The organism is Crossiella sp. CA-258035, assembly GCF_030064675.1.
Taxonomy (GTDB): Bacteria; Actinomycetota; Actinomycetes; order Mycobacteriales; family Pseudonocardiaceae; genus Crossiella.
This window is the reverse complement of the sequence record NZ_CP116413.1, coordinates 5,491,464-5,514,248: the sequence shown is the minus strand read 5'-3', so window position 1 is coordinate 5,514,248 and position 22,785 is coordinate 5,491,464. Positions and strand designations below refer to the sequence as shown.

20 protein-coding genes are annotated in these 22,785 nt (G+C 71.2%); 6 read left to right on the top strand and 14 right to left on the bottom strand.

Annotated elements, in window-relative coordinates:
- Positions 1 to 7: 7 nt before the first annotated feature.
- From N8J89_RS25240 to N8J89_RS25220, 5 genes are read right to left on the bottom strand one after another with little or no spacing between them, the layout of a single operon-like run.
- On the bottom strand, positions 8 to 325 hold the full coding sequence (locus N8J89_RS25240; protein WP_283659487.1) for an L-rhamnose mutarotase: 318 nt from the start codon (positions 323 to 325) through the stop codon (positions 8 to 10).
- A 1-nt stretch (position 326) separates the two neighbouring features.
- Entirely contained in the window at positions 327 to 1,388 is a 1,062-nt protein-coding gene (gene rhaS / locus N8J89_RS25235; RefSeq protein ID WP_283659486.1) for a rhamnose ABC transporter substrate-binding protein, read from the bottom strand.
- Positions 1,385 to 2,359, bottom strand: a complete 975-nt coding sequence (locus tag N8J89_RS25230) for an ABC transporter permease (RefSeq protein WP_283659485.1) — start codon at positions 2,357 to 2,359, stop codon at positions 1,385 to 1,387. The genes rhaS and N8J89_RS25230 overlap by 4 nt, the downstream gene beginning before the upstream one ends.
- Positions 2,352 to 3,386 (bottom strand): ABC transporter permease, encoded by a 1,035-nt coding sequence (locus N8J89_RS25225; RefSeq protein WP_283659484.1) that lies wholly within the window; start codon positions 3,384 to 3,386, stop codon positions 2,352 to 2,354. The genes N8J89_RS25230 and N8J89_RS25225 overlap by 8 nt, the downstream gene beginning before the upstream one ends.
- Complete coding sequence (locus tag N8J89_RS25220) at positions 3,383 to 4,885, bottom strand: sugar ABC transporter ATP-binding protein (RefSeq protein ID WP_283659483.1); 1,503 nt, start codon at positions 4,883 to 4,885, stop codon at positions 3,383 to 3,385. Before N8J89_RS25220 ends, N8J89_RS25225 begins: the two co-directional genes overlap by 4 nt.
- A gap of 122 nt (positions 4,886 to 5,007) precedes the next feature.
- On the opposite strand from N8J89_RS25220, the gene N8J89_RS25215 reads away from it, so the two are divergent.
- Both N8J89_RS25215 and N8J89_RS25210 read left to right on the top strand, forming a co-directional pair.
- Positions 5,008 to 6,048, top strand: coding sequence for a LacI family DNA-binding transcriptional regulator (locus N8J89_RS25215; protein WP_283659482.1), 1,041 nt, complete (start codon positions 5,008 to 5,010; stop codon positions 6,046 to 6,048).
- Positions 6,049 to 6,178: 130 nt separating this feature from the next.
- The gene (locus N8J89_RS25210) at positions 6,179 to 7,045 is read left to right on the top strand and encodes a GDSL-type esterase/lipase family protein (RefSeq protein WP_283659481.1); all 867 of its coding nucleotides are present in this window, start codon (positions 6,179 to 6,181) and stop codon (positions 7,043 to 7,045) included.
- Here the strand turns inward: N8J89_RS25210 and N8J89_RS25205 are convergent.
- The 4 genes from N8J89_RS25205 to N8J89_RS42000 form a co-directional block, all read right to left on the bottom strand.
- Positions 7,042 to 10,125 carry a glycoside hydrolase family 2 TIM barrel-domain containing protein gene (locus tag N8J89_RS25205; RefSeq protein WP_502868330.1) on the bottom strand — a complete coding sequence of 1,028 codons (3,084 nt, stop codon included), beginning with the start codon at positions 10,123 to 10,125 and terminating at the stop codon, positions 7,042 to 7,044. The genes N8J89_RS25210 and N8J89_RS25205 overlap by 4 nt on opposite strands.
- A gap of 49 nt (positions 10,126 to 10,174) precedes the next feature.
- Positions 10,175 to 11,050 carry a dienelactone hydrolase family protein gene (locus tag N8J89_RS25200; protein ID WP_283659479.1) on the bottom strand — a complete coding sequence of 292 codons (876 nt, stop codon included), beginning with the start codon at positions 11,048 to 11,050 and terminating at the stop codon, positions 10,175 to 10,177.
- 302 nt (positions 11,051 to 11,352) lie between these two features.
- Positions 11,353 to 12,168, bottom strand: a complete 816-nt coding sequence (locus N8J89_RS25195) for a LacI family DNA-binding transcriptional regulator (protein ID WP_283659478.1) — start codon at positions 12,166 to 12,168, stop codon at positions 11,353 to 11,355.
- Positions 12,054 to 12,395, bottom strand: a complete 342-nt coding sequence (locus tag N8J89_RS42000; RefSeq protein WP_502868329.1) for a LacI family DNA-binding transcriptional regulator — start codon at positions 12,393 to 12,395, stop codon at positions 12,054 to 12,056. Before N8J89_RS42000 ends, N8J89_RS25195 begins: the two co-directional genes overlap by 115 nt.
- Before the next feature lie 132 nt (positions 12,396 to 12,527).
- Here N8J89_RS42000 and N8J89_RS25190 point away from each other — a divergent pair, with 132 nt between their 5' ends.
- On the top strand, positions 12,528 to 13,223 hold the full coding sequence (locus N8J89_RS25190; RefSeq protein WP_283659477.1) for a PP2C family protein-serine/threonine phosphatase: 696 nt from the start codon (positions 12,528 to 12,530) through the stop codon (positions 13,221 to 13,223).
- A gap of 26 nt (positions 13,224 to 13,249) precedes the next feature.
- Here N8J89_RS25190 and N8J89_RS25185 read toward each other — a convergent pair whose 3' ends face one another.
- Positions 13,250 to 15,109 carry a Na+/H+ antiporter gene (locus tag N8J89_RS25185; protein ID WP_283666243.1) on the bottom strand — a complete coding sequence of 620 codons (1,860 nt, stop codon included), beginning with the start codon at positions 15,107 to 15,109 and terminating at the stop codon, positions 13,250 to 13,252.
- A gap of 51 nt (positions 15,110 to 15,160) precedes the next feature.
- On the opposite strand from N8J89_RS25185, the gene N8J89_RS25180 reads away from it, so the two are divergent.
- A complete protein-coding gene (locus N8J89_RS25180; RefSeq protein WP_283659476.1) occupies positions 15,161 to 16,339 on the top strand; it encodes an AAA family ATPase in 1,179 nt (392 codons plus the stop codon).
- A 36-nt stretch (positions 16,340 to 16,375) separates the two neighbouring features.
- On the opposite strand, the gene N8J89_RS25175 is transcribed toward N8J89_RS25180, so the two are convergent.
- Positions 16,376 to 17,665: a tetratricopeptide repeat protein gene (locus tag N8J89_RS25175; protein ID WP_283659475.1), complete on the bottom strand. Its 1,290-nt coding sequence runs from the start codon at positions 17,663 to 17,665 to the stop codon at positions 16,376 to 16,378.
- 96 nt (positions 17,666 to 17,761) lie between these two features.
- Here N8J89_RS25175 and N8J89_RS25170 point away from each other — a divergent pair, with 96 nt between their 5' ends.
- On the top strand, positions 17,762 to 18,190 hold the full coding sequence (locus N8J89_RS25170) for an HIT family protein (RefSeq protein ID WP_283659474.1): 429 nt from the start codon (positions 17,762 to 17,764) through the stop codon (positions 18,188 to 18,190).
- Positions 18,191 to 18,200: 10 nt separating this feature from the next.
- Positions 18,201 to 20,480: an accessory Sec system translocase SecA2 gene (gene secA2, locus N8J89_RS25165; protein ID WP_283659473.1), complete on the top strand. Its 2,280-nt coding sequence runs from the start codon at positions 18,201 to 18,203 to the stop codon at positions 20,478 to 20,480.
- Here secA2 and N8J89_RS25160 read toward each other — a convergent pair.
- The 3 genes from N8J89_RS25160 to N8J89_RS25150 form a co-directional block, all read right to left on the bottom strand.
- Positions 20,458 to 21,012, bottom strand: a complete 555-nt coding sequence (locus N8J89_RS25160; protein WP_283659472.1) for a dihydrofolate reductase family protein — start codon at positions 21,010 to 21,012, stop codon at positions 20,458 to 20,460. The genes secA2 and N8J89_RS25160 overlap by 23 nt on opposite strands.
- Before the next feature lie 59 nt (positions 21,013 to 21,071).
- Positions 21,072 to 22,091, bottom strand: coding sequence for a LacI family DNA-binding transcriptional regulator (locus N8J89_RS25155; RefSeq protein ID WP_283659471.1), 1,020 nt, complete (start codon positions 22,089 to 22,091; stop codon positions 21,072 to 21,074).
- Between the two features lie 187 nt (positions 22,092 to 22,278).
- Complete coding sequence (locus tag N8J89_RS25150) at positions 22,279 to 22,494, bottom strand: DUF1996 domain-containing protein (protein WP_283659470.1); 216 nt, start codon at positions 22,492 to 22,494, stop codon at positions 22,279 to 22,281.
- Positions 22,495 to 22,785 lie beyond the last annotated feature (291 nt).

Below are 22,785 nucleotides of genomic sequence, written 5' to 3'. Positions count from 1 at the left end.
GAAGTGCTCAGTCGAGGTGGAAGACCTCGTCGAGTGTCCGCATGCGTTCGTCGGCCTTGGCCTCGCCGAGATCGACGAAGAACTCCGCCATCTCGGCCTGCCAGCGGGCGTTGACCTCGGTGCGCGCCATCTCGGCGAGCGCGGTGCCGAAGTCCTCGCATTCGAGGTAGCCGACCAGCAGCCCGTCCTCGCCGAGGAAGAGGGAGTAGTCGCGCCAGCCCGCCGCGCGCAGTGCGGCCAGCATCTCCGGCCAGACCTCGCGGTGCCGTTCCCGGTACTCCGCGATCCGGTCCGGCCGGACCCGCAGCGTGAAACAGACCCGCATGTCAGAAGTCGAACTGGTCGACGTTGTCCTTGGTGAACACCGTCGGCGGACCGAGCACCAGCTCGCCCTTGGCCCCGACGGTGTACTCACCCAGGTCGCCCGCGGTGAACTTCTCGCCCTGCGCGCCGGTGAGCTGCCCGGAGGCCAGCGCGGCGGCGGCGTAGGTGGCGAGGTAGCCGAGCTTGTCCGGGTCCCACAGGGCGAAGGCGCGGACCGTGCCGTCGTGGGTGAACTTGCGCAGCTGGTTGGGCGTGCCCAGCCCGGTCAGCGCGACCTTGCCCCGGTACTCCGAGGAGCTGAGGTACCGCGCGGCCGCGGCCACGCCGACCGTGGTGGGGGAGATGATGCCCTTGAGGTTCGGGTGCGCCTGGAGCAGGCCCTGGGTCTTCTGGAACGAGGTCTGGTCGTCGTCGTTGCCGTAGGCGGTCTCCACCGGCTTCAGCCCGGCGTGCTCGGGCTTGGCCAGCTCGGCCTTCATCAGCTCGATCCAGGCGTTCTGGTTGGTGGCGTTCGGCGTGGCCGACAGGATCGCGATCTCACCGGCACCGCCGACGGCCTCGGAGATCAGCTTCACCTGGCCGACGGCGATGTCCTGCGGGCTGGCCTGGTTGACGAAGACGTCCCGGGCGTCCTGCGCCGCGTCAGAGTCGAAGGTGACCACCTTCAGCCCTTGGCCGCGGGCGGACTTGAGCGCGGGGGCGACCGCGTTGGCGTCGTTGGCGGAGAGCACCAGCGCGTGCTGCCGTTGCTGCCCGGCGGTGTTGATGTAGGTGACCTGCGAGGAGGCGGCGGCGTCGGAGGGACCGGTCGCCTTCAGCTCGGCCTTGATCGCCGTGCCCGCCCGCTCGGCGCCCTTCTGCGCGACGGTGAAGTACGGGTTGTTCACCTGCTTGGGCAAGAAAGTGATCTTCAGGCCCTCCCGCAGCGGCGCACCCGGGTTCGCCGCGGCGGTGTTCGCCGGGCCTCCGGTCTGCTGGCTCGCGTTGTCCTTCGTGGTGCCGCCACAGGCGGTGAGCGCGAGTGCCCCGGACACCGCAAGGGCGAGCACAAGACGTGGGTTCATGGCGTTGCCTTTCCTGGGTTTCCGGCTCGTCGGCTGGACACGGCCCGGGTGATCGAGGGGGCGAGCACGCTCACCAGCAACAGCAGGCCGGTGACGATGGTGAGCACCTCGGTGGAGGTGTCCCGCAGGATCAGCAGGTTGCGCAGACCCCCCAGCAGCAGCACGCCGGCGAGCACGCCGAACAGCGATCCCCGGCCGCCGAAGATGGACACGCCGCCGAGCAGCACCGCGGCCACCACGGCCAGTTCGAGCCCGGAGCCGTTGTCCGCGCGAGCGCTGGAGAAGCGGAACGTGTAGACGATGCCGGCCACCGCGGCCACCGCGCCGGTGAGCACGAACAGCACCAGCTTGACCCGCTTGACCCGGATGCCGGAGAAGCGGGCCGCTTCCTCGTTGGCGCCGATGGCGAACACCGACCGCCCGAACGAGCTGGCGTGCAACGTGATCCCGAACAGCACGGCGAGCACCGCGGCCAGCGCGATGGGGTAGGGGATGTCGGTGCCAGGCACCGGTGCCGAGCCGAAGGCGGTGTAGCTCGCCGGGAAGTCCGCGACCGCGGTGTCGCCCAGCACCACCAGCGCCAGGCCGCGGTAGAGCGCGAGGGTGCCGATGGTGACCGCGAGCGAGGGCAACCCGAGCCGGGTGACCAGCAGGCCGTTGACCGCGCCGCACACCGCGCCCACCACGACCACGAACGGCAGGATCGTCTCCAGCGGCCAGCCCGCGTTCCACAGCGCACCGACCAGCGCGCTGGACAGCCCGAGCACCGAGGCCACGGACAGGTCGATCTGGCCTGCCACCACGACCAGCGTCAGCGGCAGCGCGATCAGCGCGATCTCGCCGATGTCCAGCCCGAGGTAGAACAGGTTGCCACCGGCTAGGAACGAGCCGCCGGTGCTGAGCTGCCCGGTGACCGCGACCACCAGCAACAGCACCACCAGCGCCGTCTCCCAGCGCAGGAACTCACGCATGGCTGGTCCCTTCGGTGCGGCGCAACGCCTTCCCCAGGCGGATGGCCAGCAGGCGGTCCACGGTGATCGCGCTGAGCAGCAGCGCGCCCGCGATCGCCTGCTGCCAGAACGCGGGGATCTGCAGCACCACCAGGCAACTGGTGATGGTGGCCAGCAGCAACGCGCCGAGCGCCGCGCCCGCCACCGTGCCGGAGCCGCCGAAGATCGCCACGCCGCCGACCACCACGGCCGCGACCACCTGGAGCTCCAGCCCGGTGCCGGTGGCCGCGTCCACGGTGCCGTAGCGGGCCACCCACAGCGCGCCGGCCAGCCCGGCGATGAGTCCGGAGAGGGCGAAGGCGGTCAGTGTGCGCCTGGCCACCGGGATACCGGCCAGCACCGCGGCCCGCGGGTTCGAGCCGATCGCGTACAGCTCGCGGCCGGAGCGGTAGGAGCGCAGGTACACCGCGGCGACCGCGATGATGAGCACCGTGGCCAGCACCAGCACCGGGATGCCCAGCACCCGGCTGCTGCCGAGGTCGAGCAGCGCGTCCGGCAGGTTCGCCGCGTTGACCTGCCTGCCCTGGGCCAGCGCGTAGTCCAGGCCGCGGAAGACGTACAGGGTGCCGAGGGTGACCACCAGGCTGGGCACGTTGCCGAGGGCGACCAGCGCGCCGTTGAGCAGACCGCAGGCCAGCCCCACCGCGACACCGAACCCGATGCCTACCAGCAGCGGAGTGCCGGGGTGCTCGGCGAACTGCCGCGCGGTGAGGAAGGCGGACAGGCCCAGCACCGAGCCCACGGACAGGTCGACGTTGCGGGTCACCACCACCAGGGTTTGGCCAACCGCGAGCAGCGCCACGATCGAGGCGTTGAGCAGCAGGTCGCGGATGCTCTGCGCCTGCACGAACCTCGGGTTCACCACCGCGGTCGGGATCACCACCAGCGCGAGCGCGACCAGGATGCCGAGCTCACGCACCCGGCCGACGCGGTCGCTGAGCCGCCGGGCCGCGCTGAGGCGGGGCGCGGCCTTGGTCAGTGGCGTCATCGGGCCACCGTCCGCCCGGCCGCGGCCAGCGCCACCCGCTCTTCGGTGGCTTCGGCCCGGGAGAGCTCCTCGGCCAGGCGGCCCTCATGCATGACCAGCACCCGGTCGGCCATGCCGAGCACCTCCGGCAGCTCGGAGGAGATCATCAGCACCGCCACGCCGCGTGCGGCCAGCTCGGCGAGCAGCCGGTGCACCTCGGCCTTGGTGCCCACGTCGATGCCGCGGGTGGGCTCGTCCACGATCAGTACCGAAGGCGCTCTGGCCAGCCACTTGGCCAGCACCACCTTCTGCTGGTTGCCGCCGGAGAGCACGCCCACCGGGTCGCTCAGCCGGGCGAACTTCAGCCGCAGCCGAACCGCCCAGTCCTGGGCCAGCGCGCGTTCGCCGCGCCGCCGCAGCAGTCCGAAGGTGGACAGCCGGGCCAGCGAGGCGAGTGCGGTGTTGCGTTCGATGGAAGCGTCCATCACCAGGCCCTGCTGACGGCGGTCCTCCGGCACGAACCCGATGCCCGCGGCCATCGCGGCGGCAGGGGAGCCGGGTTTCAGCCGCCGACCGCCCACCAGCACCTCGCCCGCGTCGGGCCGGTCGATGCCGAACACCGCCCGCGCGACCTCGCTGCGACCGGCGCCGACCAGCCCGGACAGCGCGACGATCTCGCCCGCCCTGACCTCGAAGGAGACGTCGGTGAACACGCCTTCGCGGGTGAGCCGCCGCACCGAGAGCAGCACCTCGCCCGCGGTGGTGTCCTGCTCGGGGAACAGCTGGGACAGCTCGCGGCCGACCATCCGGCGCACCAGGGAGTCCGGCGTCTCGCCGTCGAGCGGGCCGGACCAGACCAGCTCGCCGTCGCGCAGCACGGTGGCCCGCTGGCACAGCGCGAAGACCTCCGCCAACCGGTGCGAGACGAACAGCACCGCGGCCCGCTGCTCGCGCAACGCCCGTACCACACCGAAGAGTCGCTGCACCTCGTGCGCGGACAGGGCCGCGGTCGGCTCGTCCATGACGATCACGCGGGCGTCGAAGGACAACGCCTTGGCGATCTCCACCAGCTGCTGGTCCGCGATGGAGAGCCCGCGCGCGGGCCGCGCCGGGTCCAGCCGCACCCCGAGGCGGGCGAACAGCTCCTCCGTGCGGGCGTGCATCAGGGCCACGTCGACCCGCCTGCCGAACCGCAGTGGCTGACGGCCCATGAACACGTTCTCCGCCACCGACAGGTCACCGAAGAGCGTCGGCTCCTGGTAGATCACCGCGATGCCCGCGGCGAGCGCGCCCGCGGGACCGGCGAACCGCTGCTGCTGACCGTCGACCAGCACCCGTCCGGAGTCCGGCCGGTGCACCCCGGCCAGCGTCTTGATCAGGGTCGACTTGCCAGCGCCGTTCTCCCCGAGCAGCGCGTGCGCCTCACCGGGCAGCAGCTGGAGCGACACACCGGAGAGCGCGCGCACCGCGCCGAAGGCCTTGCTCACCTCGTCCAGCGCCACCAGGGGAGGTCGGTCCACGTCCGTCTCCTCGTTGAAACGTTTTAAAGGTCCGGCTAGGAGCAGCCTGGGTGCGGAAGGGGCTCAGTGTCAAGACGACGGAGGTACGATTCGCTGTCACGTTTCAAGCTGAGGAGCTGCTCGTGAAACCTGCCGTCGGCATCCGCGAGGTCGCGCGGCGCGCCGGCGTCTCGAACGCGACCGTCTCCAACGTGCTGAACCGGCCGGAGGTGGTCGCGCCCGCCACGCGGCTGCGGGTGCTGGCCGCGATCTCCGAGCTCGGCTTCGTGCGCAACGAGTCCGCGCGCCAGCTGCGCGCTGGTCGCAGCCGGGTCATCGCCTACGTGGTGCTGGACGCGGCGAACCCGTTCTTCACCGACGTGGCCCGCAGCGTGGAGGACACCGCGCGGGCGGCCGGCCTCGCGGTGTACCTGTGCAACAGCGCCTCCGACGCCGGCCGCGAACGCGAGTACCTGGAGCTGCTGCACGAACAGCGGGTCGAGGGCATCCTGATCACGCCGGTGGACGCGGAGGCCGAGCGGTTCGCGGAGCTGCTGAGCCGGGGCACGCCGGTGGTGCTGGTCGACCGCGAGTCGCAGGACGGCACCCGGTGCTCGGTGGCGGTGGACGACGTGCTCGGCGGCGAGCTGGCGATGACACACCTGATCGAGACCGGCCACACCCGGATCGCGATGGTCGGCGGCCCGCTGTCCATCCAGCAGGTGCGCGACCGCCACGAAGGCGCGTTGCGGGCGCTGGCGCAGGCCGGTCTGCCGCCCGACGCGCTGACCCTGTTGGAGACCAAGGGTTTGCGGGTGGCCGAAGGCCGCAGCGCGGGGGAGCGGCTGGTGGGCCTGCCGTCCGCGCGCCGTCCCACCGCCGCGTTCTGCGCCAACGACCTGCTCGCGCTCGGCCTGCTCCAGTCCATGACCCAGCAGGGCCTGGCCGTGCCGGAGGACCTCGCCGTGGTGGGCTACGACGACATCGAGTTCGCCGCCGCCGCGGCCGTCCCGCTCACCTCGGTCCGCCAGCCGCGCGAGCAACTCGGCCGCACCGCCGCGCAACTCCTGCTGGAAGAGGCCGAGGGCGATCCCGACCACGTGCACCGGCACGTGAAGTTCCAGCCGGAGCTCGTGGTGCGCGCCTCGACCACGGTGAGCAGGGGCCGTCGGCCGCGATCCTGAACGGCGTCGAACATTCCCGCGCTGTGGTCGAACCGAGTCGAATCCAGCTCACCTGGCGCAGTGCGCGTTGACAGGGCGAAACCGGCTGGTGACAGTCATCGTGATCCTGGCCCCCTGCCGTGGAGAGACAATGACCTTCTTTCGAAAGCGACTCCTGCTGCCCCTGGCAGTCCTCATCATCCAGTTCACCTTGACGGCAGGCGCGGGCGACGCGCTGGCCGCCCAAACCGGACCAGACCGCGCGGCCGACTGCGCGCCCGCCGCGAGCACCGCCGCCGCGCCGAAGATCAAGGTCTGGCTCGCCGGTGACTCCACAATGGCCAACCCGAACGGCAACTGCCCAGCGGGCTGGGGCAGCCAGTTCGGCTCGTTGTTCACCGGCGATGCCACCGTGGTCAACAGCGCCGTCGGCGGGCGCAGTGTGCAGACCTGGCTGTACGAGTCCAACGTCAAGAGCACCAAGGGTCCGGACGGTGAGTGCGTGGTCTCTCCGAAGACCTTCGCCAAGCGCTGGCTGGACATGCTCAACCCGGCCACCGGCATGCGGGCGGGTGACTACCTGATCATCCAGTTCGGCATCAACGACGGCAGTTCGTCCTGTCCCCGGCACGTCGGATCGGCCCGCTACCAAGAGCTGTTGTCCATGATGGCCAAGGCGGCCAAGGACCGCGGCGCGCACCCGGTGCTGCTGACACCGGTCTCGGCACTCCGCTGCCAGGGCGGCACCGCGGTCGGCAGCCGTGGCTTCCTCCGGGAGACCGCGGACGCGGCCACCCGCTCCGGGGCGCCGCTGATCGACCTGCACCGGCTGAGCTACACCCTGTACAACTCGCTGAAGTTCTGCCCGCACAACGGGAACTGGAACACCGGCCCGGTGGGTGCGTTCTTCTGCAACGACCACACCCACTTCGAACGGGCCGGTGCCCAGCGGATCGCCGGCGTGGTGGCCAAGGCGTTGCGCGACCAGCGGATCGGCCTCGCCTCGTACCTGCGCTAGCGCCCGGCCACCACTTCCGCGATCCGGAGGAAGCCACGACCGGTACCCGGTGCGCGACTGGTCAGATCCAGCCGGATGTGACCGGTGCGCACCGGGTCGAAGGTCACCCTGGTCGGCTGCCCCGACCCCGTCGCCCACTCGATCCGGGCGTTGCGCACCGGGACGAACGCACGTCCGTCCCAATAGGACACTCCGATGCTCGCAGGCAGGGCGTGCGCGGCATCGGTGACGAACGAAGCCGCCACCGAGCCCGTCCGGCCGGTGCCTGAAGTGGACACCGACACCCACTCCCGCTGGTGCGCGCGACTCACCTCGGGCAGCAGAGCGGTGGCGCGCTTGAGGTAGTAGTTGGACCAGGCGGTGGCCGGGTTGCCGTCGAGCATCGCGGCCGGGAGCGTGTCCGCCCGGCCCGAGTAGCTCGCATCCGCCGCGGGCGCGGCCGCGACATCCGTTGGTGCGGCCGGAAGTTCGGGTTCGGCGGCTCCCGGGCTGGCACCGGTGGCCGCGACGATCGCGGTCCCGCTGCGCAGGCCTGGCGCGCTGGCCGTCACCTGCATGACCGGCGAGGTTTGTCCTGATCGGACGATGGCCAGTGCCTTGCCGTTGAACGCGGTTCGCGAGCCCGCCTGGTAGTTCTCGGCGCTTTCCTGGCGACCGTTGTCCAGCCCGGCCAGGCTGCCGCCGTTGACCCGGAAGGAGATCAGGTTGTCCGCCCCCGGCACGACCACCCCAGCCTCGTCGACGACCTCGGCGGTGACGAAGGTGTGCGACTTGCCATCGGCCTTGGTGGTCTTGCGGTCCGGGGTCAGTTTGATGGCGTGTGGTGTGCCCGCGGTGCGGAGCTCGTCCCTGGCGACCTCGGTGCCGCCGCGCTTGGCGACCGCGACCAACCGACCGGGCTGGAACGGCACTGACCAAGTGAGGTGGAGCTTGCCCGCGCTGCCGTTGGGGCTGGTGTAGCTGCCCGGGAAACGGCCGGAGGTGACGGTCTTGTCGTCCCCGGTCGCCTCGGTGGTCTCCAGGTAGCGGGTGCCATCAACAGTGGTCTTGGTGTCGAACTTGCGTTCTCCCAAGGACTTGCCGTTGAGGAGCAGTTCCACGGTGTCGGCGTTGCTGTAGGCCCAGACCGAGACCGGGTCGCCGGGTTTGTGGTCGGTCCAGTTCATCGGGAGCAGGTGGACCATCGGTTCGGTGGTCCACTGGCTGCGGAACAGGTGGTAGAAGTCCTTGGCGAACCCGGCGGTGTCCACCGCGCCGAAGAAGGATGCCTTCACCGGGAACACGTTGTAGGGCGTGGGCTCGCCGAGGTAGTCGATGCCGGTCCAGAGGAACTGTCCGGCGAACCACTTGCGGTCACGGTCCTTCTTCAGCCCGTACTCGCCGCTGTAGGTCCAGGTCTCCAGGTTGTTGTCGTAGGAGGACGTGTTGCGCCGCCCCGGTGTGAAGTTCTCGCCGGTGTTGAGCTGGTCCGGGTCCTGGTAGTGGCCACGGGTGGAAGTGGAGGAGGAGGACTCGCTCTCGAAGAAGAACTTGGTCGGGTAGGCGGCGTGCAGCGCGTCGGTGGAAGCCGCCGTGTTGTAGTTCAGTCCCATCCCGTCGAGCAGTTTCATGATCTCGTCCTGCGGTGATCCGGCCGCGGGCACCCTGCGGTACTTGTCCGAGCCCATCACGATCGGCCTGGTGGCATCCACCGCCCGCACGTCCGCGATGAGCCGCTTGGCGATCGGCACCCCGATCGCCGCGGTGGAGTCGGGGATCTCGTTGCCGATGGACCACATCACCACAGAGGGGGAGTTCTTGGCCGCGTGCACCATCTCCCGGATGTCGGCGCTGCTGTGCGCGTCGAAGAAGCGGCCGTAGTCGAACTGGGTCTTCGGCGTGCGCCAGGTGTCGAACGCCTCGATCTGCAACAGCAGGCCCATTTCCTCGCAGGCCTGGATGAACTCCGGGGCGGGCGGGTTGTGCGAGGTGCGCACGGCGTTGACGCCCATGCTCTTCATGATCTGCAACTGCCGGACGATCGCGTCCTTGCTGACCGCGGAACCGAGAGCACCGAGGTCGTGGTGCAGGTTGACGCCCTTGAGCTTGGACTTCTTGCCGTTGAGGGAGAAGCCGTTGTCCGGGTGGAAGGCGAAGTACCGGATGCCGGTGCGGGTGGACACCGTGTCCACGGTCTTCCCGCCCACCCGGACCTCAGTGTCCACTGTGTACAGATGTGGCCGCTCGGCCGACCACAGCACCGGCTGCTCGATCCGCACATCGGTGCTCGCGGTGCGCGGTTGCGCGGCCAGTTCGGCGCGGGTGGTGCCCTGCCCGACGACCTTGCCGGTGGCGTCCTTGACCGTGGCGACGATTTCGGCCTGGGCTGGGGAGTTCTCGCTCACGGCGCTGGTCTGCACGCGCATGGTGGCGAAGCCGGAGCCGATGGTGTTGGCCAGGTCGGGGGTGGTCACGGTGACGCCGTGGCGGGTGATGTGCACGGGATCGGTGACGGTGAGGCGGACGTCGCGGTAGATGCCGCTGCCGGAGTACCAGCGGCTGCTGGGGATCTGGTTGCGGGCCCGGACGCTGAGCAGGTCGGGGGTGCCGTTGGTGTGGGCGTGCGGGGTGAGGTCGAGGGCGAAGCCGGTGTAGCCGTAGGGATGGCGGCCGATCAGCTTGCCGTTGAGGTAGACCTCGGCGTCCATGTAGACACCGTCGAACTCGACCGCCACCTTCTTGCCCGCCACCGTGGGCGGCAGGGTGAAGGTCTTGCGGTACCAGCCAAGGCCGCCGGGCAGGAACGCGGTGCCCGCGGTGGTGTGCGCGTTCTGCACCGGGTTGAGCCCGATGCTCCAGTCGTGCGGCAGCCGCACGTTCCGCCAGGACGGATCACCCGCACCCGGCTGTGGCGCCTCCGCGCCGGTGGTGTTGACCAAGGAGAACTGCCAGCCGCCGGTGAAGTCGACGGTCCGCCCGGCGGGCTTGATCTGTTCCGCCGCAGCGGGTTCTGCTACCGCGGGAGCGCTGAGCAGCCCGGCCAGCATCCCGCAGCCGAGGAGCAGGCTCCACGATCGTCGTGCTCGTGGTTTCGACAACATCGCACCATCCCATGGTGATCTCTGCACTGATATCGGCTGCACGCCCCGCCTAGGCGTGGGCTCCGGGCGCCACGAGCGGGCAGGTGCTGCGGTAGGCGGTGACGCCGGTCCGGTCCTTCAGCGGGCACAGGAACTGGTGGTAGCGGGTGTCGTGGTCGGTGAAGCTCTTCAGCCACGGGATCACCAGCCGCATCTGCAACGGGTTCGGGCGGGTCGGGAAGGCGTGCCCGGCCCCGGCGAACTCCAGGTACGCCTTCTCCGTGGCCGCCGGGATCGCCCGGTAAAGACCGTCCACATAGGACGGAGTGAAGGTGCCGTCGCGCTGACCGGCGATGACCATCGTGGGCACCCGGTCGGCGCTCGGCGGGCCGGAGGGCTTGAACGGCGCCAGCCCGACCGCGGCCTTCAGCGACGGACGTTGCTGCGCCGCGACGAGTGCCCCGCCGCCGCCCATGGAGTGGCCCATCACCGCGAGGCGCTTGGCGTCGACCCGGCCGCGCACGGAGCTGCGCTGGGTCAGGTAGTCCAGCGCGGCCAGCAGCTGGGTGCCGCGCGCGGTGTCGAAGTCGTTGCGCCCGTTGCTGTCGATGCCGATGACCACGAAACCGAAGGAGGCCAGCCAGGGTCCCATCCAGGCGCCTTCGGCGGCCCAGGTGGCGGTGTAGCCGGGCACGATGGCGACCGCGGCGAAGGTGCCCTGGCTGGTGTCGGTCGGGTAGTAGATCTTCCCGCCGCCGAAGCCCTGCCCGCGCGGGACGGTCAGCTCCGCGGTGGTGAAGGTGCCGCGGGAGGCGGCGACGCTGGCCGAGGTCGGGTTCGGACCGCGCTGGTACGGGTTGTCCGCGGCCGAGGCCGGGACCGCCGCTACGCCGGAGGTGACGACGCCCAGGACGGCGGCGAGGACGGTCGCCGCTCGTCGCAGCAAGGGGAGCCGGGAGCCGCGGCTGGCGTCGGCGTCGGATCGCTGGGGTGCAAGGCACGCTGCGGGCATGGTGCGGTACCTCTTCCTGTGCGGAATGCGGAGATGTGGAACAGCAGAACGCGATCGGGCTCGTCGACGGAAAGCGCTTTCCGATCGCCCATGACCGGCGGAGGGCGAACGGGACTGTGAACGTGCACGGACCGGTGCTACCGGCGAACCGCTTCGATGTAAGCGTATTCTTACGATTGTTTCAAGGGCATGTCGGTTGGATTCTGTGAACGTGCACAGGTAGGTCGTGGCAGGCCTCAGGCCGACTCGCGGACGACCAGCTCGGTGGGCAGGATGACCGTGGCCGGTCCCTCGCCGTTGATCTCGGCCAGCAGCTGGCGCACCATCATCGCGCTGATCCGGCCCCAGGGCTGCCGGATCGTGGTCAGTGGGGGCTGGGTGGTGGCGGCGACCGAGGAGTCGTCGAAACCACCGACCGCGATGTCCTCCGGGACGCGCAGGCCGGCCCGCTCGAGCGCGGCCAGCGCGCCCGCCGCCATCAGGTCCGAGGCGACGAAGACCGCGTCCAGATCCGGTGCCGTGGCCAGCAGTTCTCGCATGCGGGACTCACCACTGGCCCGGCTGTAGTCGCCGACCGCGACCAGCCGCTGGTCCTGGGCGATGCCGTGCTCGGCGAGCATCTCGCGGTAGCCGTGCAGCCGGTCCAGGCCGCCGGGGGTGTCCTGGGGACCGGCGATGGTCGCGACGCGCCTGCGGCCGGTGTCCAGCAGGTGGCGCACCATGGTCCTGGCGCCTTCGCGGTCGTCGGAGGCGACGTAGGACAGCGCGCCGCGCTCGCCGAGGGGCTTGCCGCAGCAGACGAAGGGCAGGTTGGCCTGCCGGAGGTGGTCGATCATCGGGTTGCCGCGGTGCGAGGAGACCAGCAGCACGCCGTCGACGTGGTGCGCGGACAGGAAGGGCGCGATCCGGCGGCGCTCGGCCTCGGTGCCCGCGGTGATCAGGATGAGCGGCAGGTCGTGCTCGGCGAGTGCGGTGGTGCAGGCGCGCAACAGGGTGGTGAAGTTGGGGTCCTCGAAGAACCGGTCCTGGGTCTCGGAGAGCAGGAAGGCCACCGAGCCCGCGCGCTGGGTGACCAGGCTGCGCGCGCGGCCCGGTTGACCACGTAGCCGAGTTTGCGGATCGCGGTGGTGACGGCTTCCCGGGCGGCGGGGCTGACGTTGTGGCCGCCCTGCAGGACGCGGGAGACGGTGCCGCGGGAGACGCCGGCGTGCGCGGCGACGTCGTGGATGGTCGGCGGGCGGGTCGCTCGTGCTCGCCGTTGTGGCGCGGTGTCCGTCATCTGGCCTCATCCACTGTCGCTGCTGGCCATGATCTTACCGGCCCCGGTGACCGGACCTGCCTGCGACGAGGCCACAGCGAAGAGCTATCCCGCTCACAGCAAGTTCTTAGGAAACGGGGCCACGCTGGAGCCATGACCATGATGGAGAACCGCAGCCGCGTGCACTGGGAAACCGCCACCGACCCCGGCCACCGAGGGGTCAACGCCGACGCCGTGTCCGTGCGCCCCGGCTGGGACGGCACGCAGCCCGTCCTGGCCCTGGCCGACGGCATCGGCGACACCGAGACCGCCGCCGACGCCGCCAGGGTCGCGGTCGCCGCCGCCACCGGCACCCTGCCCGCCCGCGGCCCCACCGAGGCCGTCCTGGCCGCCCAGCGCGCGGTGCTCGCCCTGGGCCACACCGGCGACTGCGTGCTGGTGGTGGCCATGCCCTTCGCCGACCAGCTCGGCGGCGGCTACCGGATCGCCTGGGTCGGCGACGCCCGCGCCTACCGCTGGGACGGCCGCACCCTGACCCGCCTGACCAGCGACCACACCGTGGCCGAGTACTTCCGGCGGCAGGGCATGGACACCACGCCGAGGATGGAGCACATCGTGACCGCGAGCGTGCGCACCGGCCGGCCGAGGGACATCGGACTGGTGGAGACCCGCGAGGAGACCGGCCTGCTGCTGTGCAGCGACGGCGTCTACGGCAGCCTGGACCCGGCCACGATGACCGCGATCGTGGCCAGGCCCTCCCGCTTCGGCCCCCGCGCCCAGGAACTGGTCGCGACCGCGATCGACCGGGGCGCCACTGACAACGCCACCGCCGTCCTGCTCACCCACTGACCCGCTTGGTGACCATTGTGGACGGTCTATCCCAGCGAGCCGTGCACGAAGCACCAGCGCCACTTCTCGCCCGGCTCGAAGCTGCGCATCACCGGGTGCTGGCTCTCGCGGAAGTGCCGGGTCGCGTGCTGGGCGGGGCTGGAGTCGCAGCAGGCGACGTGGCCGCAGGCCAGGCACAGGCGCAGGTGCACCCAGGTGGTGCCTTCGGCGAGGCAGTCCTGGCAGCCTTCCTCGGAGTCCGCTGGGACGTGGTAGGGCGCGGACTTGAGGTGCTTGCAGGCCGCGGTGCTGGGCGGGGCCTTGAGCCAGCCCGAAGCCGGGTCGTTGACCAGCTGGGTTGATCTGTCCAACATGGACTCCTCGATGGCCAGCATGTCCAGCACCCTGCGCAGCACCACGTCATCGGCCGCCTTCTTGTCCCTGGCCTCCAGCAGAGTGTCCATTTCGGACTCCAGCATGGCGCGGCGCAGGCGGCGGTAGGCGAAGCTCGGGGTTTCCAGGTCCACCTCGGAGCGGCCGAGGGTCTCCCAGGCGGCGTTGACCCGGTTGCTCATCCGGGAACGCAGGCGGTCCAGCACCTCCGGGGTGTCCTCGGGGCGGCGTTCCCGCTCCAGGCGCTCCAGGGCGGCGGTGGTCATGTTCTGCAGCAGCACCGCTTCCTGCAGGGCGTCCTGGGCCGGGTCGGGGGCGGGCAGCCGCAGCTTGCGGACCAGCCAGGGCAGGGTGCCGCCTTGCAGCAGCAGGGTGCCCGCCACCACCACGAACGCGGCCAGCACCAGCACCGGGCGCTGCGGGGTGTCCTCGGGCAGCACGAACACCGCGGCCAGGGTCACCACGCCGCGCATACCGGCCCACGCGGTCACCGCGGAGTACCGCCAGCGCCAGGCCTTGCGACCGAACGCCTTGCGCAGCAACGTGATCCCGACCATCCAGAGGATCCGGCAGAGGATGGTCGCGAGCAGCACCAGTGCGCAGGCCAGCACCAGGGTGCCCAGCGACAGGTCGGTGTCGCCGACCTCGGTGAGGATGCGGCGCAGTTGCAGGCCGATGAGCAGGAAGACCACGTTCTCCAGCAGGAACTGGATGGTCTGCCAGTTCACCGTGCCCGCGATCCGGGCCGCGCCGTTGAGCATCCTCGGCTCCCGGTGGCCCAGCATCAGCCCGGCGATCACCACCGCCAGCACGCCGGAACCGTGCACGGCCTCCGCGGCCACGTAGGCGACGTAGGGCACCACCAGCGACATGCCGGTGTCGAAGACCGGGTCCTGCAACCGGGTGCGCAGCACACTGGCCACCTGGCCGACGAGGAGCCCGAGCAGCACGCCAGCGCCCGCCGCGAGCAGGAAGTTCCCGCCGACCTGCCAGAAGCTGACCGCGCCGGCCATGGCCGCGATCGCGGTGCGCAGCGCGACCAGCGCGGCCGCGTCGTTGACCAGGCTCTCGCCCTCCAGCACCCGCACGATGGTGCGCGGCAGGCCCACCTTGCGGGCCACCGCGGTGGCCGCCACCGCATCCGGCGGGGCCACCACCGCGCCGAGGGCGAAGGCCGCGGCCAGCGGCACGCCCGGGATGGCCAGCCAGGCCACCGCGCCGACGCCGAGGGTGGTGAACACGACCAGGCCGACCGACAGCAGCCCGATCGGGCCGCGGTTGGCCCGGAAGTCGATCAGCGAGGTGCGGATCGCGGTGGCGTAGAGCAGCGGCGGCAGCAGGCCGATGAGCACCAGGTCCGGGTTGAGCGCGTAGTCCGGCACCCCCGGCAGGAAGGACAGCGCGACCCCGACCACGATCAGGCACAGCGGAGCCGACAGGTTCAGCACCTTCGCCAGGAAGCTCACCGCGAGCACCGCGACGACCAGCCCGATGATCTGCACCGCGATCTCCATGGGCAACAGCATGAACCACCGCTGTCAGGGCGGCGCGTTAGGTTCGCACCTGTGCTCAGAACCATCGCTGTTGAGAACTACCGGTCCCTGCGTGAGCTGGTGCTGCCGCTGCGTCAGCTGAACCTGGTCACCGGCGCCAACGGCAGTGGCAAGTCCAGCCTGTACCGGGCGCTGCGGCTACTCGCCGACGCCGCGCGCAACGGCGCGGTGGCCGCGCTGGCCAGGGAGGGCGGCCTGCAGTCCACCCTGTGGGCGGGGCCGGAGGTGATCGGCAAGGGTGTGCGCGAGGGCCGGTACGCGGTGCAGGGCACGGTGCGCAGGGAGCCGGTCGGGCTGCGGCTGGGCTTCGCCGGGGACGACTTCGGCTACGCGATCGACCTCGGCCTGCCCATCCCCGGCGAGACCGCGTTCGCGCTGGACCCCGAGATCAAGTCCGAGGCGGTCTGGCAGGGGCCGGTCTTCGCGCGGCAGAAGCTGTTCGCGCAGCGGCACAACGGGGCGGTGCTGCTGCGCGGGGCCACCGGGTCCTGGGGCGAGGACACCTTCCGGATCCGGCCCTACGACAGCCTGCTCAGCGAGTTCACCGATCCGAGGGTGGCGCCGGAGGTGGTGCTGCTGCGGGAGCGGATCCGGTCCTGGCGCTTCTACGACCACTTCCGCACCGACGCCGACGCCCCGGCCCGGCAGGCCCGGCTGGGCACCCGCACCCCGGTGCTCAGCCAGGACGGCGCCGACCTGGCCGCCGCGGTGCAGACCATCCTGGAGATCGGCGACCCGGACGCGCTGAGTCTGGCCGTCGAGGACGCCTTCCCCGGTTCGCGGCTCTCGGTGGAGCACGCCGACGGGCGGTTCGAGCTGTCGCTGCGCCAGCACGGGCTGCTGCGCCCGCTGCGCGCCGCCGAGCTCTCCGACGGCACGCTGCGCTACCTGCTGTGGGTGGCCGCGCTGCTCAGCCCCAGGGTGCCGGAGCTGTTCGTGCTCAACGAGCCGGAGACCAGCCTGCACCCGGACCTGCTGCCCTCGCTGGCCAGGCTGATCGTCACCGCGGCGAAGAACACCCAGGTCGTGGTGGTCTCGCACGCGCGGCCGCTGATCGCCGCGATCGAGGCGGGCGCCGAGGAGACCGGGGCCGACCTGGGCGCGGTGGAGCTGGTCAAGGAGCTGGGGGAGACCCGGATCGAGGGCCAGGGCCGCCTCGACCGGCCCTCCTGGCACTGGCCGAAGCGCTAGTGTCCCGAGTCGGGACACCAGTGTCCTGCGCCGGGCTCAGCTGGCCGGGCCGCGCGCGACGTGGATGCTCATGCCGGTGAAGTCCAGGGTGACGTGGAAGGGCTTGTAGAAGCTGTGCGAGAGGTGGGCCAGCTGCTCGAACCCCTCGCGACCGGGCCCGGACGGTGCGCCCGCGTAGCAGTAGGCGTCCCTGGCCACGGCGTTGCCGAGGCGGACCTCCTTCGGGTAGCAGGGGTAGACGGTGACCGCTTGGCCCCCGGCCGCGGTCTCCATCGGGCGGTCCTCGTCGACGCGGACGCGCAGCCGCTTGGCCGTCTCCTGGGGCATGGCCGCGACCGCCTCGCCGGTGCCGCCGAGGTTCACCGCCACCACCCCGGGGGAACCCGCGACGCTGCCCCGGCTGAACAGCAGGTGCTCCTGGGCCAGCCACAGCGGCAGGGGCTGGGCGCCGGCCCGTTCGGCCTCGGCGCGGGCCTTCCTGGCCGTCTCGGGGGTTCGGCGGCGCAGGATCAGCGACCGGCCCGCGTAGTCGATGGTGGTCAGGAAGTGGTACAGGATCCAGGTGCCGATCATGCCGTCGTCGGACTGCTCGCCGGAGTCCCCGTCCGACCAGCGCACCGGAATGTTGCGCAGCTCGATGCCGCCGAGTGCGAAGGAGTCCAGGATTCCGTAGTAGAACCAGAAGGTCTTGCCGAGGTATTCGACCTTTTCCTTGGCCACCGCGCGCAGTCCGGCTTCCTCGGCCGCTTTCGCCGACACGCCCAGCGAGTCGACCCGGGTGTAGAACGAGAACCTCTTCAGTGGTCCGCCGTTGAGTGATGCCTCCACCTGCGGAATCGGGTCGAGCTGCCGAAAGGGCGCCCGCCCGGTGTCGCCGTGGATCTCATACGGCTGGCCGCGGAAGGCCGCGAACAACGTGGCATAAGCCTGGTAGTCGGCTCCCTGCCAGTGTGGTGCGGCCAGGGCGAACTTGTCCTGCCGGGTGTAGCAGTCGGCCAGGAACCGGTGGGCCTCCCGGTCGCCGGGCGCCAGCGCGATGGCCGTCTTGAGGTATTTCTCGGCGTCGGGGAAATTGTTGGACAGCAGCCCCACATAGCCGCGGCGGCGGGCGGCGTGCACGTTGCCCGGGTCCTTCTTCAGGATTTCCTCGTACGCGTGACCGGCTTGCTCGAAATGCCCGGCCTTGAACAGCGCGTCCGCGTCACCGCCGGGACTGGCCTGGGCCGTGGCGGGCTCGCCCAGCAGTGGCGCGGCCGTGGCGACGCCGGCCAGTGCGGCCATGGCCCGCAATGCCGTGCGCCGGTCCCATCTCCCCTGATAGGTCATGCCGCCAGTCAAGTCAGTGCGGTGTTACCAGCCCATATGCGGATTTCCATACACCCGCGATATGCCCCCGTCCGGCGGGTTGGCGAGAATGGGCGCATGTCGACTCTGTTCTCCCGGATCATCGCCGGTGAGCTGCCCGGCCGCTTCGTCTGGCGCGAGGCCGAGGTCTCCGCGTTCCTGAGCATCGCGCCGCTGCGGCCCGGCCACACCCTGGTCGTGCCGCACGCCGAGGTCGACCAGTGGACCGCGGCCGACCCGGAACTGCTCGGTCGCTGTATGGCAATCGCACAGGTCATCGGGCAGGGTGTGCAACGTGCGTGGGCGGCGCCGAGGGCAGGGCTGATCGTGGCCGGGTTCGAGGTTCCGCACCTGCACGTGCACGTGTCGCCAGTCTGGGACATGGACGATTTCGACTTCAGCCGGGTAGAGATGGAATCGGACGGCGCGAAGCTCGACGACGCGATGCACCGGCTACGGGTGGCCCTGCGCGAGCTGGGTCACGAGGAACACGTGCCTGCCGACTAGGGGCAGGCGGATGAGGGGGAACCCGGTGCGGCGGATGTTCTGGAAGCTGCTGCGTGGGAAGGCCGAGCGGGCGCGGTCCCGGTCGGCCAAGCTGGTCGTGGCCTCGGGCGCGCACGCCGAGTGGGCGGCCGGGTTCACCGATGCCGAGCTCACCGCGGCCGCCGCCGAGCACGTGGACGACCTGCTGAAGTTCCTCGCCATCGCCCGGGAGGCCGCCGAACGCTCGATCGGCGAGCGGCCCTTCGACGAGCAGTTGCTGGGCGCGGCCCGGATGCTGGCCGGGGACGTGGTGGAGATGGCCACCGGCGAGGGCAAGACCCTGGCCGGCGCGATCGCCGCAGCCGCCTTCGCGCTGCGCGGGCGCTCGGTGCACGTGGTCTCGGTCAACGACTACCTGGCCCGCCGCGACGCGGAGTGGATGGCCCCGCTCTACCAGCTCCTCGGCGTCTCGGTCAGCTGGGTCGGCTCGGTGTCCACCAAGGCCGAGCGCCGCGCCGCCTACGCCGCCCAGGTCACCTACGCCCCGGTCAGCGAGATCGGCTTCGACCTGCTCCGCGACCGGCTGGCCACCTCGGTGGCGGCCCTGGTCGCGCCGGACAACGACGTGGCCATCGTGGACGAGGCCGACTCGGTGCTGGTCGACGAGGCCAGGGTGCCGCTGGTGCTGGCAGGTGCCGCCGAGGGCGTCGCGCCCTCCCGTTCGATCACCGAGCTGGTCCGCACGCTGCGGCCGGGCGTGGACTTCACCGCCGACCAGGAGGGCCGCAACGTGGCCCTCACCGACGTCGGCGCGGCCGTGGTGGAGGCGTCCCTGGAGATCGACCTCTACTCCGAGGAGCACATCTCCAGCACGCTCACCCTGGTCAACCTGGCCCTGCACGCCCGGGTGCTGCTGGTCAAGGACGTGCACTACCTGGTCAAGGACGGCCAGGTGCACCTGATCAACGAGTCCCGCGGCCGGGTGGCCAACCTGCAGCGCTGGCCGGACGGCCTGCAGGCCGCGGTGGAGGCCAAGGAGGGCCTGGCCCCCAGCGAGTCCGGCGAGGTGCTGGACACCATGACCGTGCAGGGCTTCATCCGCCGCTACCGCACCGTCTGCGGCATGACCGGCACCGCCGTGGTCGCCGCCGAGCAGCTCCAGACCTTCTACAACCTGGAGGTCGCCGAGATCCCGCCGCACCAGCCGTGCGTGCGGGTGGACGAGCCGGACCGCCTCTTCGACACCGTCGAGGAGAAGGAGACCGCGATCGTCGAGCACGTGCTGGAGGTGCACGCCACCGGCCAGCCGATCCTGCTCGGCACCCTGGACGTGGCCGAGTCCGAGCGCCTGGCCGAGCGGCTGCGCGCGGCCGGGGTCGAGTGCACGGTGCTCAACGCCAAGAACGACGCCAAGGAAGCCGCGATCATCGCCGAGGCCGGCACCTACGGCACGGTCACCGTGTCCACCCAGATGGCCGGGCGCGGCACCGACATCCGCCTGGGTGGCGCGGACCAGCGCGACGCCGAGCGGGTGCGGGAGACCGGCGGCCTCTACGTCATCGGCACCGGCCGCCAGCTCAGCCGCCGCCTGGACGACCAGCTCCGCGGCCGCGCAGGGCGGCAGGGCGACCCCGGCCGCTCGGTGTTCTTCGTCAGCCTCACCGACGAGCTGGTGCTGCGCTACGGCCCGGTGCGCAACGCCAAGATGATCGACCACCTGCAGCGGGTGGCCGACGCCGAGATGCTCACCATGCACAGCAACACCTGGCGCTACAACCAGCTGCTGGAGCACCAGCGCGACCAGCTGGCCAAGGAGCGCGAGGAGGTGCTGCGCACCGACCGGGCGCTCAAGGACCTGGCGGAGCCCTGCGCCGAGCGGCTCAAGGAGCTGCGCCAGCAGGACATCCCGGAGGAGGTCCTGGTGGAGGCGGCCCGGCAGGTCACCCTGCACCACATGGACCGCTGCTGGGCCGACCACCTCGCGCTGCTGGCCGAGCTGCGCGAGACCATCCACCTGCGCGCGCTGGCCAGGGAGAACCCCCTGGACGAGTTCCACCGGGTGGCCATCCCGGCCTTCCGCCAGGACCTGCCAGCCGAGCTGAAGGCCAGGGTGGTGGAGACCTTCACCGCGGTGCCGATCACCGCCGAGGGCGCCGACCTGCCCGCGGCCGGGGTCATCCGGCCCAACTCCACCTGGACCTACATGGTGCAGGACAACCCCAGCGGCTCCGAGCTGGACCGCTCCATCGACGGCATCGCCAAGCTGATGCGCCGCCGCTCCGGCAAGGTCAGCGCACCGGCCGATACCTGAGCTGCACCACCCCGGAGGCGGCGAACTCGCGACTGCCCAGCAACTCCAGCCGTTCCGGGCGCTCGGTGAACACCGGGCGCCCCGCGCCCAGCCGCAGCGGGTAGACCAGCAGCCGGTACTCGTCCACACAGGACGCCAGCGCGCGGGCCGTCTCGGCCCCGGCGAAGACCGCGATGTCCTTGCCCGGCTGGGCTTTCAGCTCGGTGATCTCGGCGTGCAGGTCCGCGCCGATCCGCCGGGCCGGGGCCCAGTGCAGCTCCGGCTCGCCCCTGGAGAGGACCAGCTTGGTGATCGAGTTCATCAGGCGGGTGTGCTCGCGGTCCACCGGCTTCTCGGTCGGCCCGTCCACCCAGTACCCGGCCAGCTCGCGGTAGGCGGTGTGGCCGAAGATCATCGCGTCGATGCCGCGCAGCTGCTCGGCCATCAGCTCCGACAGCTCCGGATCGTCCACCATGATCCAGTCCAGCTCGCCGTCCGGCCCGCAGGCGAACCCGTCCAGGCTCATCGAGATCGACAGGTACAGCTTCCGCATGAGTCCTCCTCGCTGTGACGTCACCAGTTGTGACTGCGGCGAGGGCGAAAACTCATCGGTCAGGCCGACTCCCGGTGCACCAGGGTCGGCTCGAACACCACCGCGGCCGGCGGCACCTCGGGGTTGTCCACCCTGGTCAGCACCTGTCTGGCCAGCTCGGCGGCCATGTCCTCCACCGGCTGGCGGACCGTGGTCAGCGGCGGCTCGCAGGCCAGCGCCGCGCTGCTGTCGTCGAAGCCGACCACGGCCACGTCCGAGGGCACCCGCCGCCCGTGCCGCCGCAGCACCGGCAGCGCGCCCTGCGCCATCAGGTCCGAGGCCACGAACACCGCGTCCAGCGCCGGCTCCTCGGCCAGCAGCTGACCCATCGCGGCGGCCCCGCCGTCCCGGCTGAAGTCGCCCTCGGCGACCAGCGGCTCCGGCTGCCCGAGCGCGCGCAGGGTGTCCCGGAAACCGCGCAGACGGCCCTGACCGGCCGGCGCGTCCAGCGGCCCGGTGACGGTGGCGAAGCGGCGGCGGCCCAGCGCGTGCAGGTGCTCGGCGGCCAGCGCGCCACCCGCGGCCTGGTCCACGTCCACATGCGTGATCCGGGCCGGGGTCTGCGGTTTCCCGGCCAGCACCACCGGCAGCCGGGCCTTGACCAGCTGGCCGGGCAGCGGGTCCTGCGGGTAGGTGTGGATCAGGATCACCCCGTCCAGGCGGCCCTGGCGCAGGTCGGTGACCACCTGCTCCCTGGTGTCCCGGCCGGTCATCAGCAGCACCAGGTGCAGGCCGAGCGGGGTGAGCACGCTGGTCACCCCGCTGACCACCCGGCCGAAGAACGGGTCGCCCAGGATCCGGCTCTCCTCCGGCAGCACCAGCGCGATCGCCTCCGCGCGCCGGGTGACCAGCGAGCGGGCCGCCAGGTTGGGCAGGTAGCCGGTCTCGGAGATGGCCCGCTCCACCGCCTGGCGCAGCCCCTCGTCCACGCTGGCCTTGCCGTTGACCACCCTGGACACCGTCGCCCGCGACACCCCCGCGACCCGCGCCACGACCTCCAGGGTCACGCGGTCGGCCGAGGGACGGCGGGAGTCGGACACCTGATCTTTATACCGGCTCCCGCCGACCGCTCAGCCGCCTTCGAGCTGGTCCAACCGGGCGAGCTCGGCTTGCGCCCCTGGCTCATCCGGCCCGCCGCGCACCAGGGCCGGTCACCGGGTAGCGCAGCACCATGCGCAGCTTGGGCCCCGGCACCGGGTGCGCGGACGGGCAGCCACCGGCCACCGGTTAGGCCAGGTGGCTGGCGTGGTTGGGCGAGTCCAGGTCCCGGCCGTTCCAGCACTGCGGGAAGTCCAGGCAGGTCTCCAGCATGGTGTTCGGCGGGCACTCCACGAAGTTCTTCGAGGGACTCACGTGCCCGGCAGGCAGGCAGGACCAGCGCGCGGTGCTGTCGTTCGGGCCGGTGGCCTTGGCGTTGCCCGCCCTTGCGGAACTCCCTTTCACTCGGCATCGGGCCCGACGCGAACGGGCAGCCGCCGTTCGTATGAGAGGGCAACAATCGGTAAGCGCTCTCCCGGCCCGCACTTGTCACCCCTTAGGTGCCGTTTGCCCCTGTCTCCTTGCCGTGCATTTCCGCTGCTACCTAGGATGTTGATCAACAGCAACGACTGGCCGCAGGGCGATTTCCCCGGTCAACGGGGGCTTTCTGGCCGTCAGTGCGGACGGCACACAGTCGGGGTGCGAGGGAAGGAAGGGGCCACGCATGGACGTGGACCGTTGGGCCGTGGAGGAGGC

What these genes read in the sequence shown, in the direction of transcription:
- rhaS (WP_283659486.1), bottom strand. Translation starts at nt 1,388, where the DNA reads ATGAACCCACGTCTTGTGCTCGCCCTTGCGGTGTCCGGGGCACTCGCG.
- N8J89_RS25225 (WP_283659484.1), bottom strand. Translation starts at nt 3,386, where the DNA reads ATGACGCCACTGACCAAGGCCGCGCCCCGCCTCAGCGCGGCCCGGCGG.
- N8J89_RS25240 (WP_283659487.1), bottom strand. Translation starts at nt 325, where the DNA reads ATGCGGGTCTGTTTCACGCTGCGGGTCCGGCCGGACCGGATCGCGGAG.
- N8J89_RS25175 (WP_283659475.1), bottom strand. Translation starts at nt 17,665, where the DNA reads ATGACCTATCAGGGGAGATGGGACCGGCGCACGGCATTGCGGGCCATG.
- N8J89_RS25185 (WP_283666243.1), bottom strand. Translation starts at nt 15,109, where the DNA reads ATGGAGATCGCGGTGCAGATCATCGGGCTGGTCGTCGCGGTGCTCGCG.
- N8J89_RS25205 (WP_502868330.1), bottom strand. Translation starts at nt 10,125, where the DNA reads ATGTTGTCGAAACCACGAGCACGACGATCGTGGAGCCTGCTCCTCGGC.
- secA2 (WP_283659473.1), top strand. Translation starts at nt 18,201, where the DNA reads ATGAGGGGGAACCCGGTGCGGCGGATGTTCTGGAAGCTGCTGCGTGGG.
- N8J89_RS25160 (WP_283659472.1), bottom strand. Translation starts at nt 21,012, where the DNA reads ATGCGGAAGCTGTACCTGTCGATCTCGATGAGCCTGGACGGGTTCGCC.
- N8J89_RS25210 (WP_283659481.1), top strand. Translation starts at nt 6,179, where the DNA reads ATGACCTTCTTTCGAAAGCGACTCCTGCTGCCCCTGGCAGTCCTCATC.
- N8J89_RS25190 (WP_283659477.1), top strand. Translation starts at nt 12,528, where the DNA reads ATGACCATGATGGAGAACCGCAGCCGCGTGCACTGGGAAACCGCCACC.
- N8J89_RS42000 (WP_502868329.1), bottom strand. Translation starts at nt 12,395, where the DNA reads ATGACGGACACCGCGCCACAACGGCGAGCACGAGCGACCCGCCCGCCG.
- N8J89_RS25230 (WP_283659485.1), bottom strand. Translation starts at nt 2,359, where the DNA reads ATGCGTGAGTTCCTGCGCTGGGAGACGGCGCTGGTGGTGCTGTTGCTG.
- N8J89_RS25170 (WP_283659474.1), top strand. Translation starts at nt 17,762, where the DNA reads ATGTCGACTCTGTTCTCCCGGATCATCGCCGGTGAGCTGCCCGGCCGC.